Here is a 17,811-nt window from a genome sequence, read left to right as displayed (position 1 = left end):
CCAGTAAAAGCGAATTAAAAAAGCTTATTTCGCCGTAATGTTGAAATTTGCAGACTGGAAGGATGAATTGGTTAAACTTAATTTAGAGACTTAGATAAAATCATGGAAACTGTAAATATCCATCAAGCTGAAACGAATCTCTCACAGCTTTTATTGCGGGTAGAGCATGGAGAAGAAATCATTATTTCTGATCGAGGTATTCCCATTGCCAAGTTGGTTCCGTTTCGCACCTCATCAAATCGCCGCGATAGTTTAGGACAGGATAAAGGGCGTTTTGTAGTGCCAGAGGACTTTAACGCCCCTTTACCAGATGAGATGTTAGCAGCATTTGAAGGTGGTGAGGAGTGAAACTTTTGCTAGATACGCAGTGCTGGTTATGGTGGTTTGCCCAACCAGAGCGTTTGAATGAGGAGGCGATCGCATTCAGGATCGCTTCATTTACTGACTACTAATATTTTCTAACTCTCCTGGTGCGATTACTAAAATTCCCGCGCTGACAAATCCAGACGCATCACGAGTTACGATCGCATCAACCCCATGTGTTATTCCACAAGCACACTGCACCGCATCCTCAAAATCTTGAAAATTAAGTGCGAGCGCTCGTTCCAAAATTCCTCTATCGACTGCACAAATATGTAAATCTGTCAGAATTTGTACAATTGCATCTTGAGCAGCGATCGCACCCGCTGCTTTGCGGACAATGTAATAGATGTTAGTAATTGTTGTTGCTGCAATAAATCCCTCGATTTCACCAGCATCAATTTTTGCAAACAGTTTTGCCGCATCCTCTACAAAAGGTTCTCGCTCTTGTAAAAAATCAAGCACAACGTTTGTATCAATTAAAATTCGCATTATTGATATTTTTCAGTCAGATAGTTAACATAATCTACTTCAACATCTTCACTTAATATTTCTGTACTTTTTGCGATCCCTCGCAGTCGAGACAAGTTACCCTTTTTCAATTTAGAACTAGTTTCTTGCTGTAGCGACTCCAAAAGGATCTGCACTAATGTCCACCGATCGCTAATTGGTAACTCTAATACCTGCTTTTGCAATTGTTGTAATGTCACGATCATTTTCCCATCTCAGCCTATCTCACCTTTAATTGTAAATTAGCTCTTTTGGAATTCGATAGATCCAGGAATGCAGTTCTAGCCAAGACATTGCCATAATTTAAATACGATCGCTCCCACCCACCATGCAATTTGCAGATTTCTGGTACATTGTCGCACTCAGCGAACAGTTAGAACCTAACAAGGTATTACCACGAACCATTTTAGGAGAATGGTTAGCGATATTTCGCGGTGAAGATGGACAACCCGTAGCTTTGCGCGATCGCTGTTTACACCGCAATAGCCGTCTATCATCAGGTAAAATCTGTAACGGTGCTTTACAATGTCCCTATCATGGTTGGGTATACGACGGAGTTGGGAACGTTATTGCTGTTCCAGCCGAAGGAGATGATTTCAAACCTTCCCCACAGCGTCGAGCCAAGGGTTACGCTACCAAAGAACAAGATGGCTATGTTTATGTGCGGTTAGCCGATACCCCAAGCGTTGATTTTGAACCCTTTTCTATGCCTCACTACGGACAAACGGGATGGGAAACGGTGCGGGTAATTAACCATTTTGCTAACAATGTTACTAATTGTGCGGAGAACTTTATTGATATTCCCCATACGGCTTTTGTTCATCCTGGTGTTTTCCGTACTTCCCGCCAACAAAAGTTAGAGATGACTGTTGAACGGTGGAATGGTTCGGTTTTGGTGGAGTATCGCAACGAAAACAGTAATTTGGGATGGTATAGCCGTTTTCTGAATTTGCAGGGTGCAGAGATTAAACATAGCGATCGCTTTTATATGCCAAATATTACCTCTGTAGAGTATAAGATGGCACATAATCGCCATTTGTTCATTACCAGTCAATCTATTCCAGAAACCGATAATTCAACTCTGGTTTACACCGATGTCACCTATAACTATGGTATTTGGAATAAGTTAGCACGTCCCTTTGTGCGGTGGACTGCTCAACACATTATCCGCCAAGACGTGGAAATTTTGGGTATTCAAGGGGAAGCGATCGCTAAATACGGCACACAATTTTATAATACGCCTGCGGACACAATTCATATATTTGTAGAGTCAATTATGGCAGCTATATCTCGTGGAGAAGATCCGCGTTTATTGCCAAATCAATCAGTAAAAGTTACATTTTGGGTTTAAGAATAATTCGTAATTAATCAATATCATTGTGAGCAATCATAAGTGGGAATACAAAACTTTGCACAAATAATAATTTTTGGATCTTTTATCGGATTAGTTGGTTGGACTATTAACAATCAGGTTGGGAAAAGTCAACTTCAAGTGAAAACTCGTGAAGATTGGCTAATAGATGGTATAGGATTAACGATTCAAGGAATTTTAATTCCTTTACTACAAGCGACTTTAGTTTATTGGCTTTATCAACATTTATTACCTACTCAGCAAGGATGTTTAAAAGTATCATTAATTCCGGCTTTTATTATCAGTTTTGTTGGAGTTGATTATTTATATTATTGGAATCACCGTTTATTACATACTATTTTTTTTTGGAAGGTTCATCAAGTCCATCATACTGTTACTCAAATGGATGTATTGGGAACTTCTCGCAACACACTTTGGACAAGTTTACTAATTATTTATTTATGGATACACACTTTGTTTTTGTATTTGTTAGCCGATCCAACAGGTTATTTACTTGGAGTAAGTCTAACTTCTGCCTTAGATTTATGGCGGCATAGCTGCTTAATAATTCCTGCAAATACCAGGCTTTATCAATTTTTATCTTCTTGGTTAATCTTACCACAGGATCATGCTTGGCATCATTGCCGTGAAGTCCACAATTATAACTATGGAGCTAATCTGAAAATTTGGGATAAGTTACATGGAACATACTATGAAAGCAAAAAGCTGCCATCTATAATCGGAATTTCTAGCTCATTAAACTTGTTCCAAAAACTTTTCTTCCCATTTATATGATAGTTATAAGTAAAATTATTTTATTTTTTCCCACCTTTATATTATTGCTAACAGGGGCAGCAATAGTCTACCTCGCCTATTCACCCAACATCTTCAGCATTCTGGCGGTGTTTGTTTCTATTTATGGGCTACCAGTGTTAGTTTACCGCTTGCATGAATGGGTTTATCCTGTGCGGGAAGGTATTAGTTATTTACAAAATAAAGAATATAGTCCCTGGTGGGGTAGTCATCAAATTCAGGCAATTTATATTGCCATTCCAGCTTTAGAAGCAGTGTTGCGATTAATTCCGGGGGTATTTTCCTGTTGGTTGCGATTGTGGGGTGCTAAAGTGGGGCGAGATGTTTACTGGACACCAGGTTTAGAAATTGCCGATCGCAGTTTATTAGAAATTGGCGATCGCGTCGTTATCGGGCATGGTGTCGGTATCTATTCCCACATCATTAAACCCCGCAAGCAAAATTTAATGTTGTATGTAAAAAAAGTCAAGATTGGCAGCAATGTTTTTGTGGGAGCCGGATCTAATCTTGCTCCCGGTGTAGTCATTGGTGATGGTTCTTACTTACCAGCAGCCAGTAACCTTTATCCTAATCAAAAGGTGCAATAATGCGTCCAATTATTCAGCTTTTTGGGCAAATCCTCGCACCAACGGCGAGGCGATTTCATCAAGCTTTGGATAACCCAGAGTTAATGCAGACATCTGTACAGAAGGAAATTTGCGATCGCCTAATCAAGAGTGAGTATGGTAAAACTTTAGGGATTCATTCTGTAGACGATTGGCAGCGTGTACCAATTGTAGATTATGATGCACTCGAACCCTACTTAAATCAAAAACATCAACAAATTTCTCTCACTCCCGAACCCATTTTATTCTATGAAAAAACCTCTGGTAGTAGTGGGGCGGTGAAATGGATTCCTTATACTCAATCTTTGCGGCGATCGTTTAATCAAATGTTCTGCGTATGGGCGCATGATTTGATTGTACACGGGCCGAAATTTTCCAAAGGCAATATTTATGCTTGTATCTCGCCACAATTAAATGTAGCTGATAGCCAAACTTTACAAGATGATTTAGATTATTTAGATGGCTGGTTGCGTTGGTTTTTGCGTCCTTGGTTGGTGATGCCAAATAAACTTAATCGGCTGCATGACGCGAACTTGTTTAAACATCAACTGGCTTTGGCATTATTAGAGGCTGAAAAACTAGAAATTATTTCTATTTGGAGTCCTAGTTTTCTGCAAGTACATTTAAAATATATCCAAGAAAATCAAGATTTATTGCGAGAAGAATTACAAAACAGAATTTCATATCATCGCCTGCAACTCCTGTGCGAAAGTAATATTCCCTGGATACAACTCTGGCCACATTTGAAGCTGATTTCTTGCTGGGATAGTGCCAATGCAGCAGATCAAGCTCAGGGATTAAGATCGCAATTCCCAGGTGTATTAGTTCAAGGAAAAGGACTACTAGCAACCGAAGCCCCAATAACGATTCACTTGATTATCGCTGGGGGATGTGTGCCAGTTCTCGATGAAGTATTTTTCGAGTTCGAGGATGAGACTGGTTCCCTGTATGGTTTACATGAACTCAACATTGGCAAGGAATACACGATTATTTTATCGCAGAAAGGAGGATTGTATCGTTATCGAATTGGCGATCGCATCCGGGTAACTCATTACTATCGCCACACTCCCTGTTTAGAGTTTCTCGGACGACATCAAGCCGTTAGCGATTTAGTAGGCGAAAAGTTGCAAGAAACCTTTGTCAATAATGCTCTGACTCAATTGAACTTGCAAGAAACTAATTTTAAAAGTTTGATACCGATTGCCGATCCTCCACACTATATTCTATTACTCGCTTCGGCAAAAGAAACTCCAGAAATTATCGCTCAACAACTGGATCTGGCTCTATCAGAATCATATCATTACAAGAAAGCGCGATCGCTCGGTCAACTTGCACCACCACAAGTTTTAATTTCTAGTCAAATTCCTGAAATATTAGTTTCCCATCGTATCCGTACTGGAAGTATTTGGGGAGGTATTAAGCATCCAATTCTGGCAACATCACCCATTAGCATTGACCTTTTACAAGAATTGAAGTTGAAAATTGCCCAAAAATAGCTCAATACGGTTCGTTAAGGTTTTTTGATGAAAATTCTAGATTACAAAGATGCGATAAATCGCCGTCAAGACGAAAGACTGATTATTGTAGAGACGGCGATTCATCGCGTCTCTTGCCTTAATGTGTTCATTTTTAATTTTTAATTTTTAATTCCGCCTTGCGTACTAGCCTTTTGAAATTTGATTAAATATTTAGCGTGATTCTAATTTAGCAACTCGCTCCTCTAATTTATTAACTTGTTGCTTCAATTCAATCACCAAAGTTGCAAGCCGATCAAACATCGGATCTTGCTGTGATAAGTTCCCTCTGGAACCAGTTGACTGTCGTGGGGTAAGTGTTGTTCTTGAGGATGGAGACTGACGGGTTTTACCTAGCTGAGACTCTAGCTGATTTAACCGCGACTCAACACGATTCAAGTCCGCTTCCAAATTATTGATGCGGGACTCTACTTGCTGTGATGAGGCAGTTTTGGAAAAAAAACTGCCCCAGATAATTGTTACTAAAATCCCGGCGATTACTAGCACCTTGATTTTTTTCATACCAATAGCTGACTTGTTAGAACAGTCTATCTAACCAGACCTGATTGGGATAGCTACAGACTAAAAATCTGTAGATATTTCATCTCTTATCTGGTTGTAAATTAGAAAATAAACTCTGCCAATCGATAGACTTGACAGTATTTTCTCCCTGTTTAACCTCAAATGTGATGTTAGACGCTTTTTCTAGTTTTAGCGCTTGCACACAAAGTTCTGCCACATCCTCACGGCTGATTTTGCCTCTAATATTGTCACCTTGCTCAAATATTAATTCCTTACCACCGATGTCTTCAGTTAAAGCACAAGGTCTAATAATTGTATAAGGAATTCCGCTTTCTCTTAAACTATCTTCTCCCTTCAACTTCCAAGTTAAAATTCCTCCCAATTGGTCATTTAATTTCACTGCTGGCGGTTCTTCATCTAAATTAATCCCAGGGCGGCCGGGACGAGTTACACCTGCCGAACTGACGAGGATAAATTGTGGTAAAGCTGTTCCCCCATAAGCTTTAATTGATTCCAACTGGAAAGCAAAACCACCTGGGGAAAATTTGGGATTTAAAGCGCCATCGTATTCAAATTTGCTCAACATCAGTTGGAATGAACAAATTCTACTTTGCTCAATTGGCGGCGCATCTTTGACAACTTTTGCCCGAAATACAGGAGTCAAATCTGCAAAGGGAATGTGAATATCTATCCAGGTATTAGCTACGGTATCGAAAGAATAGCTGTAGCCAATACCATCCCATTTTGTATCTGTCCGTAGAAAGATTTTATAACGTTGACCATCACCTTTGACACGCAATTTCACACCTTCGTAATCAGATAGGTTGAAGGGTGGATCAAAATTCTTCGTTCTGACAGAAGCAAATCCGCCAGAGTTAGCGGTGGAGACATTACCAGCAAATAAAGCTGTATTTTCTACTAATTGGATATTACTGGCACTCACGCCACCCATGACGACATCATCCAACGCTCCCCAGTTATCCTTTAATTCTGCTGATGGCTTGGTGAAATCAAATATTAGTTTTTCCTTTGCTTGGGGCAAATATTTTACTGCGGCTTCGACTAAGTTTTTGACTCCTTGATATTCTACATTTTCAGGAGTGTCACCAACAATTTCTGGTTGGTAAAATTTAACACCTTGATAATACTTGGCTCTATCTGCTGTATCTCCCTCAACTGGTTGTACGCGTACTGCTGTGCAACAAATTACAGCTTGGATATCAGCCATAACTAAAGGAGTTAAAGTTTCTGGTTGCGTGATATCCGCAACTACTAAATCTATATCATTACCAAGAATTGACCGCGCTTTGTCAATATCTCGAACTAGGGCGCGAACTTTATAACCTTGTTGGAGCGATCGCTCCACTACTCGTTTACCGACACCACCTGTTGCACCTGCCACTAATATTACACCCACGTTTATTCCTCCATTGGGTCTATATTGATTATCCTTAGGACGGCCTTGGATTAACTGCTGTACCCAGTTAAAGAAAGGAATTACCTCAAAGTAAGTCAGGGTTTCGATAAACCTGCCTAAGTCCCATTGAGAACGATTTTTGTCAGTCATATTTGCGTCCTCATAACTTTATTCAGGGTAACTGAAACTTTTTGGAGAATGGGCAATAGGGAATTCCTAAAAGTTGGGGGATGAGTATCCCTACTCATCCCCCTCGGTTTTAAATGCTGAATTATTGCGTTGGGTACATAGTATCATCTGGGGATTCAGGGTAACTGAAACTTTTTGGGGAATGGGCAATAGGGAATTCCCAAAAGTTGGGGGATGAGTATCCCTACTCATCCCCCTCGGTTTTAAATGCTGAATTATTGCGTTGGGTACATAGTATCATCTGGGGATTCATGACAGTCTTTCAACTCAACACCACAATCTTGGTTTTCAGCCAGCAACAGAGCAGGTTGACTTGGTGCATAATCCAAGAGCGCCTGCGTTGTACAGTCCATTGCCGTAGGTAAGTCGCTCAGTGACCACCTGCCCCCTGCCCCCTGCCTCCTACCTCCTGCCCCCTGCCTCCTTCACGACTTTGTTTTTAATTAAAAAGTATTGAATGCAGTTGACAAATTCTTCTAATTCTAAAATTAAATTAGTAGTACCTTTAAGGTCTCGATCGCTAGCTAGTTGTTCTAGTTTGTCAGTTGCTAAGTACATAGCTGTGGCTCCAATGTTGGCACTAGCACCTTTAAGGTGATGAGTTTCTCGCACTATTTGCCCAAAGTCATCAGCTGCGATCGCTGCTTTAATTATCTCTAAACGGGGTTTAATATCTTCAACGGATATTTGCAATAGATTTAATTCAAATTCTTGATCATTTCCTGATATCTGATGCAAGTGTTCCCAATCAATTGGTAAGTCAGTGGAAACTGTCTGTTCATAGACAACTCCTTCTTGTTGGGAAACGATTACACCTGTCCAATGCTCTAAAGTCTCAGCCAATTTTTCTTTAAATACTGGCTTACTCAAATAGTCGTCCATTCCGGCATTTAGACACGTTTCTTCATCTTCTTTCATCACATTAGCTGTCATCGCAATCACCACAGGACGATGACCCAATGCAAAAGCATCCTCTTGCCAACGATGAATTTCTTTTGTGGTTTCCAAACCGTCGAGAATTGGCATTTGGCAATCCATTAAAATCAAATCGTAAGGAATTTTTTCTAATAGCTGCAAAACTTCCTTTCCATTGGCAACGACATCGGCTTTATAGCCCAAACTCTGGAGTTGCTTTAGTGCTACTTTTTGATTCACCAAATTATCTTCGGCTAAGAGAATTCTTAACTTGGATTTAGTAGAGGAGTTAGGGGAAGAAGTCAGAATACCTGAAGTTTCTGTACTCGGAATTTCTTCTGTAGCCTCTAGCCTCCTGTCTCTAAACCCTTGTTCTGATTCCGGCTGAGTTTCTAAAATATTTATGATGGCATCAAGGAGTCGTGATGGCTTAATGGGTTTGACTAAATAAGCAGCAAATCCGATTTTGAGCGCCTGTTGCACTTCATCGCGTTGATTAGTAGAGGAGAGCATAATCAAAGGGATCTTAGCAATTGCAGAATTGGTTGGAATTTGTTCTTTTATTGTTATGCTATTTGTTTGGGGTATTTGCATATCAACCAAGGCAACATGATATGATTTCCCCTGTTCGCTAGCTTGCTGAATCATTTTAAGGGCGGCAGCAATACTGTCAGCTCGATCTACCTCCATTCCCCAATGAGTAGCTTGATGGGAGATGATTTTATAATTAGTAGTGTTGTTATCCACCACCAATAAGCGGCGATTTTGCAAAAGTCCGCGTTCGCATTTTGGCTCAACAGGCTCAACTTGTTTGGTAAAAAGCACCTCAAACCAAAACTTAGATCCTTTGTCCATCTGACTTTCTACCCCAATCACTCCTCCCATCAAGGTTACAAGTTGTTTACAGATGGCTAATCCCAAACCGGTACCACCATACTTGCGAGTGGTTGAAGCATCCACTTGGGTAAATGGCGTAAAGAGTTTGCGTTGGTCTTCAGGGCTAATGCCAAGCCCTGTATCTGTAATGGCAAAATGGATAGTGGCTGTAGTTGAAGAAAGCGTACGCAATTCGGCTTGCACTAATACTTCGCCAGTGCTGGTAAATTTGATCGCGTTGCTGATTAAGTTCATCAAAATTTGCCGCAGCCTACCAGTATCTCCTTTGAGTTGAGTGGGGACGTTGCGATCAATCAGTGCGGCAATTTCTAATCCCTTATTATGGGCTGAGGGAGCCAATAATTCCACCACTTCTTCCACACAAGTGGATAGGTCAAAATCGAGAGTTTCGAGAGCCATCTCTCCAGCCTCAAGTTTGGAAAGATCCAAAATCTCGTTGATTAAACTTAAAAGGGCGTCTCCACTACTCCGAATTGTTTCAATAAAATCTCGCTGTTCTGGGTCTAACGGAGTATCTAACACCAAGCTGGTCATCCCCAATACAGCGTTCATCGGCGTGCGAATTTCATGACTGATATTTGCCAAAAAGGCACTTTTCGTCTGAGAAGCTAATTCGGCTTGGCGACGGGCAATTTCAAGTTCTTGTCGCTGACGAGTTTCTGCTGCTAATAGTTGGGCTTGGGTTAAAGCAATACCTACTTGGTCGGCTATTTGCCGCAAAAGATCAGTTTCAAAGCTAGACCAGTGGTGGGAATCATCATACTGATGAACTATGAGCAAACCGCAAAGTTCTTCTTTGACAAGAATGGGCACAACTAAATTGACTTTGACCCCAAACTGTTGCATTAATTCCAGATGGCTTTGTTCAACTTCCAGGAGATCCAAGTTATCCAGTCCGAAAATCTTTCCTTGACGGTACTGCTGTAGATAGTACTGTTGGAGATATTCTGCTTGAAAGTAGGGGGCGGTGTTGTTTTGCTCTTTGATTGCTGGTAAGCCAGAAACTACTGCTTCAATAACGGTGTTTGCAGACTGATCTGGCAAAAGCTGATAGATTAAAACTCGGTCAGTCTGGAGAATCTTTTGTACCTCTTCGACAGTGATTTGAAGAATTTCTTCGATGTCCAAAGACTGACGAATCTTCAGGGTGATTTCGGTAAATAGTTGCGATCGCAAATTTTGGCGTTGTATTTCTTCTTCGGCCTGTTTACGCTGGATAAATTGCCCCACTTGCTCACCGATAGAATTCATTGTTTTTACTAAATCTTCGTCAAGCGGCTGGATTTCCCGGTTGAAGCAGGTAATGACACCGAGGATTTTATTACCACTGCGGATCGGAAAACCAAAAGCTGCGTGTAATCCTACTTGAGCCGCTATTTTGAAGTTAGGGAAATTAATATCTTTAGCGAGATCAGCGATCCAAACAGATTCAGAACTAGCCCAAACCCGTCCAGGTAGTCCAATTCCGGGTGCAAAGGTGGTTTGCCGCTTCAGTATTTCAAACTCTTGCATTTCAATGGATGCTTTATGCCATATATCGAGAAAATGCAGCACATTTGCTTGCTCATCTACCATCCAAATTTCACCCAAATCCCATGCCAAACTCTCACAGATTCCTTGCAATATTTGGCGAGTAGCTTCGCTAATTGTGGCGGACTCTGCTAAGACGCGGGTTGCAGCATATTGTGCAGTCAGATGCTGTTGTGCGCGTTTGGCATCAGTGATGTCAATGCCAGTACCAACGATGTATTCAACACAGCCCTCATAGTCTTTTAAGGTGGTATTTGACCAGGCAATCAGCCGCCGACTGCCATCTTTCATTACCCAATAATTTTCGTACTCATTGAGGAATTGACCAGATTGCATCTGCTCGAAAACTGCTTTGACCGGCTCCACCTCTTCAGGAATCAGGAACAAGTTCCAGCAATACCTGCCCCTCACCTCATCAAAGGAGTAACCCGTTATTTGCTCACAGGCTTGATTGAAACGAACAATTTGTCCTTGAGAATCGAGAACTATTACCAACGCACCGACTGTATCAAGGACTGCTGAGATAAAGTTGCGTTCTTGATTTAAGGTTTCTTCTGTCCTCTTCCGCTCAATAACCTCACGATAGATCAAGTAGTAGACTATAACAAGAACAATAAAACTTAGGCTTATAGCGATCGCAAGTGTCAGAATTGTGTTCCGAGTCCGACTCTTTGCTGCTTGTGACTGCTGTCGGATTCGTCCCCTGTCCTCGTTTTCCATCTCATTGATCGCCTTGCGGATATCATCCATGAGATTTTGTCGAGCGTTTCTCAGCAGTACCTGCAACGCCGCCTCTAATCCCTTGTTCTGGCGCAAATCGATAGTCTGTTTTAGTTCAGTAAGTTTAGCCGTTATCAGAAATTCAAGCCTTGCAATCTGCTTTTGTTGATTCGGTTGAGCTGCCGTTAAATTGTTCAGCTTGGCAATTTCTCGATCGACGTTATCAAGTGCTGTTTGATACGATTTTAAATAAAGTTTTTCTCCAGTGAAGATGTAACTACGTTGTCCAATCTCAGCATCCTTTACCTGGGACAGTATTTCCTCTAGGCTGTTAAGTTTTTTATAAGTATTTTTTACTATACTGCGATTAAAATTACTAAATACTCTTGTATTTTGATAAGAAACCACCCCAATCAGAACTAAAATTATTGACGACAAACCAAAACTTGCTGCAATCTTTTTGAAAAATTGCTTGCGTACCATCTGTGCCTGTTTGCCTTTCTTGGTAACAAGTACCAAACTTGCTAAATTTCGGCGCAATTCCAGTTGCTTAATGACTTGACGACCTAAAGTTCGTAATGCCTCTATTTGTTCTGGATTAAGTTCTCGTGGTACGTAGTCAATTACACATAGGGTTCCGAGGGCGTATCCTTCAGGGTTCGTTAGAGGTACACCAGCATAAAACCGAATATTTGGATCAGATGTCACGAGTGGATTTGTAGCGAACCGTTCGTCATCTCTTGCATCAGGCACGACCAGAATATCAGGCTGGAGAATGGCATGGGCACAGAATGCGAAATCTCGGTGCGTTTCTGAGGCATCCAAACCGACTTTTGATTTGAACCATTGGCGATTTGTATCAATTAAGCTAATTAAGGCAATAGGAGTCTGACAAATATACGAGGCTAAACGAGTCAGATCGTCAAAGGTGGCTTCCGATGGCGTATCAAGAATCTTATACTGCAAAATTGCCTCGATTCTCTGGGCTTCGTTATCAGGTAATGGTGCTTTCATCCTTGAGCCTTATCTACATTCTGGGGAGTGGGGAATAGGGAATGGGGAAGAAGCAAGGGAGCAGGGGAGCAGGGGAGCAGAGGAGAGTTCTTGTATAAGTTCTTTCCCCTCTGCACCTTTTTATTACCGTGACGCACAGCCCAATAACGAGAAGTTTTTTCCCCTCTGCACCTCTGCACCCCTGCCCCTCTGCCTCTTGTGCTCCATGCCCAATTGGTCAATAAACTTACCTTAATTAATGACAATAGTTTACTTAAAAGCGTTAGCGTAATTTTACTGAGTTATATGTTATTAAATAATCGGTCAAATGATTAAGTCCCTGCTGTATTTTTTGTGGGCTGGTTTACTGGAAATTGGGGGCGGCTACTTGATCTGGTTGTGGTTGCGCGAAGGTAAGCCGTCCTGGTTGGGCATATTGGGGGGAATTGCTTTAGCTTTCTATGGGGTTATTGCAACTTTACAACCAACAAATTTTGGCAGAGTGTATGCGGCTTATGGCGGCGTGTTTATCGCAATGGCAATGCTTTGGGGTTGGAAGGTAGACGGGGTAACTCCAGACCGATACGACTTAATCGGAGTATGTTTAGCTTTAATGAGTGTTTTAATTATCATGTTTGCTCCCAGAACTTAAGTAAAATTTCTATATTATTTTGAACTTTTATAGTGTTCCCTTTTAAACAGATAATAATCTCACGCAAAATTGCAAAAGTTTTTTAGCAACTAACCTGTTAAAAGCAGGCATCTGAATATCTACGCGTTTATGTCGAAGATATAAAGAGAATTCATGATGCAGTATTTTGCAACTACATGAGGTATACTTCTTCCCAACCCTGACGCCACTCGCTTCTCCCTTTTCTAGGAGACGCTTTGCGATCGCACAAGTAGGGTATTTCTGTACCTCACATTGGCGTAGCCTCTGTCTTTGACAGGCTGTTCGCGTTTGTAGAGAAGTTTAAATCTGCTGCATATTTGTGTAAATTCTTGGAAAATACTGGCGATAATTTACAATACTTGTCAAATATCACAATTATTTTGGTTTGTAACAGTAGGTAAATAAAAATTTGGAATTTTGTCAGGCTTGAATAAGATACTATTCTTCTATTCTTCAAAAAATAAAGATGCAATGTAATGATTGCGTGTTTATACGCTAATTTAAATCTTGGCAACTACAATCCGGTTTATATTTTTGTTAACATTTCAAGAAAATTCAGGTTAAGTAACTTTCAAGACAAAAATGTGTCAATAAAAGTAATCAAATGTAGTTAAGTATACAAATCGTTGGTGCTTAGGAAGAAAAAAAAGTGTTGAAGAAAGTTGTGATGATTGGAGCTATCACCCTACTGTTTTTAGGAGGGCCGTTGATGGGCAATGCTTTTGCCCAAACCCCAACTGCTGCCCCACCTACTGCTGATACTGGAGATACAGCATTTATGCTGATTTCAGCAGCACTTGTGCTGCTAATGACACCAGGATTGGCGTTTTTCTATGGTGGATTTGTGCGATCGCGCAACATCCTAAACACATTGATGATGAGTTTTGTGTTAATGGCGATCGTCGGAGTTACCTGGATTCTGTGGGGCTATAGTCTTGCCTTTGCGCCAGGTTTACCGTTCATCGGTGGATTGCAATGGTTCGGGTTAAATGGTGTCGGGTTAGAGATAACCGATTATCTCAAAGGGTCAAACCCGCCGGAAGTCGTCTCTTATGCCGGAACAATACCCCATCAGGCATTCATGATCTACCAAGCCATGTTTGCCATTATCACCCCAGCCTTAATTTCTGGAGCGATCGTAGAGCGGATGAGTTTCCGCGCCTATTCGCTGTTTGTCCTACTGTGGTCAACCTTTGTTTACGCTCCCCTGGCCCACATGGTCTGGGCAAAAGGTGGATTCTTGGGTTTGTATGGTGGATTAGGTGCCCTCGACTTTGCAGGCGGCACAGTAGTGCATATTAGTTCTGGGGTTTCAGCCCTAGTAGCAGCGCTCGTCCTTGGGCCTCGGAAAACCCATCCCGATCGTCTTAGTCCGCCGCACAATGTTCCGTTTATTTTACTGGGTGCTGGCTTGCTATGGTTTGGCTGGTTCGGTTTCAACGCTGGGAGTGCCTTATCTGCTGCCAGTGGAACTTCTGGTAATTTAATAACAAATTTAGCAACAACAGCCTTTGTTGCTACTAATACAGCGGCAGCGGCGGCGGCTTTAATGTGGCTAATTTTGGAAAGCGTTTTACGAGGTAAACCAACCGCCGTGGGAGCAGCTACAGGAGCCGTAGCGGGTTTGGTGGGTATCACCCCTGCCGCCGGATTTGTCACACCGCTATCAGCGATTTTAATTGGTTTCATCACCGCTTTTGTTTGCTTCTATGCTGTGAGTTTCAAGCACAAGTTAGAAATTGACGATGCTTTAGATACCTTTCCTGTGCATGGGGTTGGTGGTACAGTAGGGGCAATTTTAACGGCCATCTTTGCTACGACTCAAGTCAACGGAGGAGGTAAAGACGGTGTGCTGCGTGGTAATTTTGGTGAATTGGGAGTTGAACTAGTAGCAATTGCCGTTGCTTATGCGATCGCAGGTGTTGGTACATGGATTATTCTCAAAGTTATTGATGTTACAGTCGGACTGCGAGTCAAAGAGGAATCAGAATTGCAAGGCTTAGATATCAACGAACACGGCGAAGAAGGTTACAACTCGGAGTTTGGCGATCGTCCTACTTAGTAATGAGTGCTGAGTTAGGAGTTAGGAGTTAGGAGTTAGGAGTTAGGAGTTAGGAGTTAGGAGTTTGGAGTTAGGAGTTTGGAGTTAGGAGTTTGGAGGAAAGAACTTTCTGTTTGCTTCTCCAATGCCCAATGCCCAATGCCCAATGCCCAATTTAAGATTGTGTAATTTGCGATCGCTAGCGTTAAAATTTGATTCAAATAATTGGTAAATTTCGCTAGTCGTGTCTACATCTCTTAAAACCTTTCCTATCTGGGCATTTTTCTCGCTGTTAACCAACGGCATCCTAATGTTGGCGGTCATCCTGCTAATTTGGCAACAGCAGAGATTGGCCGCTTTTTTTGGGATAATCGCATCCCCAGAGCCAATCAACCTGAATAATTCACCGCAAATTGCTACACCTGATTTAGGTCGCCGTCACCAACTCACTTATCAAGAGTGGGTAGATATCCTCAACCAAGAAGCCAAGGTCGCTGCTGACCAACATCCTCCGCATTTAACCATCCTGGCGGGAGATTCCCTGAGTTTGTGGTTTCCCCCTGAGTTATTACCCGAAGGTAAAAATTGGCTCAATCAAGGAATTTCTGGCGAAACCAGCAATGGACTCTTGAAAAGATTAAAAATATTTGACCGTACCCAGCCAGAGGTGATTTTTGTGATGATTGGCATTAATGACCTAATTCGGGGGATGAGCAATGGGGAAATTTTAGATAATCAGCGGCAAATTATCAATTACCTACAAAAGACGCATCCTACAGCGCAAATTGTTGTCCAATCGATTTTGCCACATGGGGCAGAAGAAGCAACTTGGAAAGGACGAGATAAACTATTGGCTGTTGCCAATAGTCGCATTCGCAAGTTGAATCAGCAACTGCAAAGCATATCTACCAAAAAAGGTGTCAAATATCTCGATTTACATCCCCTGTTTACCAACAAGCAAGGAAATCTCCGCCGTGAATTTACTACTGATGGCTTACACTTAAGTCCTGAAGGCTATATGGTTTGGCGTTCTGCATTGCAGATTTATAGCGAGATTGAATTAAAACCTCAGCGTCAACCTCCTGCCGGAGAAAAAGGCTAAAGCCCAAAAAGAAGTAATATCTTTGAAGACAACTCTGTATCAATCGCGTCTAGGCGCGAGAAAATAAGAAATAGTGATTTAAGTAGACAAATCCAATGGATACAAAAGCTTTTAAGCGCAGCCTCCAACATTCAGAAAATTACAATCGCAAGGGCTTTGGTCATCAAGCAGAAGTTGCCACTCAGTTGCAATCTGAGTATCAGAGTAACTTGATTCAGGAAATTCGCGATCGCAATTACACCCTACAACGGGGTGATGTGACAATCCGACTAGCACAAGCCTTTGGCTTTTGCTGGGGTGTAGAACGGGCTGTAGCAATGGCCTACGAAACCCGTCAGCACTTCCCCACAGAACACATCTGGATTACTAACGAGATTATCCACAACCCTTCTGTAAATCAGCGGATGCAGGAGATGGAAGTAGAATTTATCCCCATTGAAGGAATTAAAAAAGACTTTTCTGTTGTTGGCACTGGTGATGTAGTTATCTTACCTGCTTTTGGGGCTAGCGTTCAAGAAATGCAGATACTTCACGATAAAGGCTGCAAAATTGTTGATACAACTTGTCCTTGGGTCTCTAAAGTTTGGAATACAGTAGAAAAGCATAAAAAAGTCGATTATACATCAATAATTCACGGTAAATATAAGCACGAAGAAACAGTTGCGACTAGTTCCTTCGCTGGCAAGTATTTAATTGTGTTGAATTTGCAAGAAGCAGCTTATGTTGCTGACTATATTATCAATGGTGGCAATCGTGAAGAATTTCTGACAAAATTTCCGAAAGCTTGTTCAGCAGGATTTGATCCCGATCGCGATTTAGAAAGAGTTGGCATTGCTAACCAAACTACAATGCTTAAAGGCGAAACTGAGCAAATCGGCAAGCTTTTTGAGCGGACTATGTTACAGAAGTATGGCCCCACTGAGTTAAATCAGCATTTCCAAAGCTTCAACACCATTTGTGATGCCACTCAAGAACGGCAAGATGCCATGCTGGAATTAGTGGAACATAATTTAGATTTGATGGTAGTAATTGGTGGGTTTAATTCCTCCAATACTACTCAGTTGCAACAAATTGCCTTTGAGCGAGGAATTCCTTCTTATCATATTGATACTGTTGAACGCCTTAAATCAGGATATTCTATTGAACATCGGCAATTAAATGGACAGTTAATAACTACAGAAAACTGGTTGCCTGATGGAGAAATTGTTGTGGGAATTACTTCTGGTGCTTCTACGCCAGATAAGGTGGTAGAAGATGTAATTGAGAAGATTTTTACATTAAAAGCAACAGCAGCGCTGGTTTAACTGTTCTCAGAGGACTTCAAAATAAAAAATATCCAATCAGTTCTTGTGGGGTGGGCATCTGTCTGCCTTACAAGATTGGATAATTTATTTGTTATAAATTCCTCAGTTATCGATTTCATTTTTGGCGAAACACCACACCAATATCAGTTATCGGTAACTAGTGTTCGCTGTTTGAATAATTTGTAAAAAACCAAAACAAATCCCTATTTATGAGCAAATTGGCAAAAGGTATGATTTGCTCGTCGCGCTGACCCTGATATTGCTGCTCGATTAGCTGTTCACCTGCAACTTAAACTCTCTTGCCAAGCAAGGAAGGGACTATGATGTACCTTACGATGATCAGGAAAAGCTATAT

At 41.4% G+C, this 17,811-nt stretch carries 15 protein-coding genes and 1 pseudogene; 10 read left to right on the top strand and 6 right to left on the bottom strand.

The window, feature by feature from the left end:
* Positions 1 to 102 precede the first annotated feature (102 nt).
* The gene (locus HWQ40_RS25565; RefSeq protein ID WP_292783470.1) at positions 103 to 348 is read left to right on the top strand and encodes a type II toxin-antitoxin system Phd/YefM family antitoxin; all 246 of its coding nucleotides are present in this window, start codon (positions 103 to 105) and stop codon (positions 346 to 348) included.
* Positions 345 to 422, top strand: a pseudogene (locus tag HWQ40_RS25560) (type II toxin-antitoxin system VapC family toxin); the annotation flags it as partial. The gene HWQ40_RS25565 and the pseudogene HWQ40_RS25560, both read left to right, overlap by 4 nt.
* Positions 423 to 438: 16 nt before the next feature.
* Here the strand turns inward: HWQ40_RS25560 and HWQ40_RS25555 are convergent.
* Positions 439 to 852 carry a PIN domain-containing protein gene (locus tag HWQ40_RS25555; RefSeq protein WP_292783468.1) on the bottom strand — a complete coding sequence of 138 codons (414 nt, stop codon included), beginning with the start codon at positions 850 to 852 and terminating at the stop codon, positions 439 to 441.
* Positions 852 to 1,076, bottom strand: coding sequence for a hypothetical protein (locus HWQ40_RS25550; RefSeq protein ID WP_292783465.1), 225 nt, complete (start codon positions 1,074 to 1,076; stop codon positions 852 to 854). The genes HWQ40_RS25555 and HWQ40_RS25550 overlap by 1 nt, the downstream gene beginning before the upstream one ends.
* Positions 1,077 to 1,198: 122 nt before the next feature.
* On the opposite strand from HWQ40_RS25550, the gene HWQ40_RS25545 reads away from it, so the two are divergent.
* From HWQ40_RS25545 to HWQ40_RS25530, 4 genes are read left to right on the top strand one after another with little or no spacing between them, the layout of a single operon-like run.
* The gene (locus tag HWQ40_RS25545; RefSeq protein WP_292783462.1) at positions 1,199 to 2,221 is read left to right on the top strand and encodes an aromatic ring-hydroxylating dioxygenase subunit alpha; all 1,023 of its coding nucleotides are present in this window, start codon (positions 1,199 to 1,201) and stop codon (positions 2,219 to 2,221) included.
* A gap of 42 nt (positions 2,222 to 2,263) precedes the next feature.
* Positions 2,264 to 3,016 (top strand): sterol desaturase family protein, encoded by a 753-nt coding sequence (locus HWQ40_RS25540; protein WP_292783460.1) that lies wholly within the window; start codon positions 2,264 to 2,266, stop codon positions 3,014 to 3,016.
* A complete protein-coding gene (locus tag HWQ40_RS25535) occupies positions 3,013 to 3,621 on the top strand; it encodes a DapH/DapD/GlmU-related protein (RefSeq protein WP_292783458.1) in 609 nt (202 codons plus the stop codon). The genes HWQ40_RS25540 and HWQ40_RS25535 overlap by 4 nt, the downstream gene beginning before the upstream one ends.
* Positions 3,621 to 5,135 carry a GH3 auxin-responsive promoter family protein gene (locus HWQ40_RS25530; protein WP_292783455.1) on the top strand — a complete coding sequence of 505 codons (1,515 nt, stop codon included), beginning with the start codon at positions 3,621 to 3,623 and terminating at the stop codon, positions 5,133 to 5,135. Before HWQ40_RS25535 ends, HWQ40_RS25530 begins: the two co-directional genes overlap by 1 nt.
* 192 nt (positions 5,136 to 5,327) lie before the next feature.
* Here HWQ40_RS25530 and HWQ40_RS25525 read toward each other — a convergent pair whose 3' ends face one another.
* From HWQ40_RS25525 to HWQ40_RS25515, 3 genes are all read right to left on the bottom strand, one after another.
* Positions 5,328 to 5,675 (bottom strand): hypothetical protein, encoded by a 348-nt coding sequence (locus HWQ40_RS25525; RefSeq protein WP_292783452.1) that lies wholly within the window; start codon positions 5,673 to 5,675, stop codon positions 5,328 to 5,330.
* Between the two features lie 79 nt (positions 5,676 to 5,754).
* A complete protein-coding gene (locus HWQ40_RS25520; RefSeq protein WP_292783449.1) occupies positions 5,755 to 7,242 on the bottom strand; it encodes a CIA30 family protein in 1,488 nt (495 codons plus the stop codon).
* 441 nt (positions 7,243 to 7,683) lie between these two features.
* Positions 7,684 to 12,357 (bottom strand): GAF domain-containing protein, encoded by a 4,674-nt coding sequence (locus HWQ40_RS25515; RefSeq protein ID WP_292783446.1) that lies wholly within the window; start codon positions 12,355 to 12,357, stop codon positions 7,684 to 7,686.
* A gap of 307 nt (positions 12,358 to 12,664) precedes the next feature.
* On the opposite strand from HWQ40_RS25515, the gene HWQ40_RS25510 reads away from it, so the two are divergent.
* Positions 12,665 to 12,988: a YnfA family protein gene (locus HWQ40_RS25510; protein WP_292735637.1), complete on the top strand. Its 324-nt coding sequence runs from the start codon at positions 12,665 to 12,667 to the stop codon at positions 12,986 to 12,988.
* Between the two features lie 670 nt (positions 12,989 to 13,658).
* Complete coding sequence (locus HWQ40_RS25505; protein WP_292783443.1) at positions 13,659 to 15,071, top strand: ammonium transporter; 1,413 nt, start codon at positions 13,659 to 13,661, stop codon at positions 15,069 to 15,071.
* Positions 15,072 to 15,127: 56 nt separating this feature from the next.
* Here HWQ40_RS25505 and HWQ40_RS25500 read toward each other — a convergent pair whose 3' ends face one another.
* Positions 15,128 to 15,271, bottom strand: coding sequence for a hypothetical protein (locus HWQ40_RS25500; RefSeq protein ID WP_292783440.1), 144 nt, complete (start codon positions 15,269 to 15,271; stop codon positions 15,128 to 15,130).
* Between the two features lie 23 nt (positions 15,272 to 15,294).
* Here HWQ40_RS25500 and HWQ40_RS25495 point away from each other — a divergent pair, with 23 nt between their 5' ends.
* Positions 15,295 to 16,152 (top strand): SGNH/GDSL hydrolase family protein, encoded by an 858-nt coding sequence (locus HWQ40_RS25495; RefSeq protein ID WP_292783437.1) that lies wholly within the window; start codon positions 15,295 to 15,297, stop codon positions 16,150 to 16,152.
* A 95-nt stretch (positions 16,153 to 16,247) separates the two neighbouring features.
* Positions 16,248 to 17,456, top strand: a complete 1,209-nt coding sequence (locus HWQ40_RS25490) for a 4-hydroxy-3-methylbut-2-enyl diphosphate reductase (RefSeq protein ID WP_292783434.1) — start codon at positions 16,248 to 16,250, stop codon at positions 17,454 to 17,456.
* Positions 17,457 to 17,811: the final 355 nt, after the last annotated feature.

The organism is Nostoc sp. NMS9, assembly GCF_017114995.1.
Lineage (GTDB): Bacteria > Cyanobacteriota > Cyanobacteriia > Cyanobacteriales > Nostocaceae > Nostoc.
This window is presented reverse-complemented; position numbering and strand designations above follow the sequence as displayed.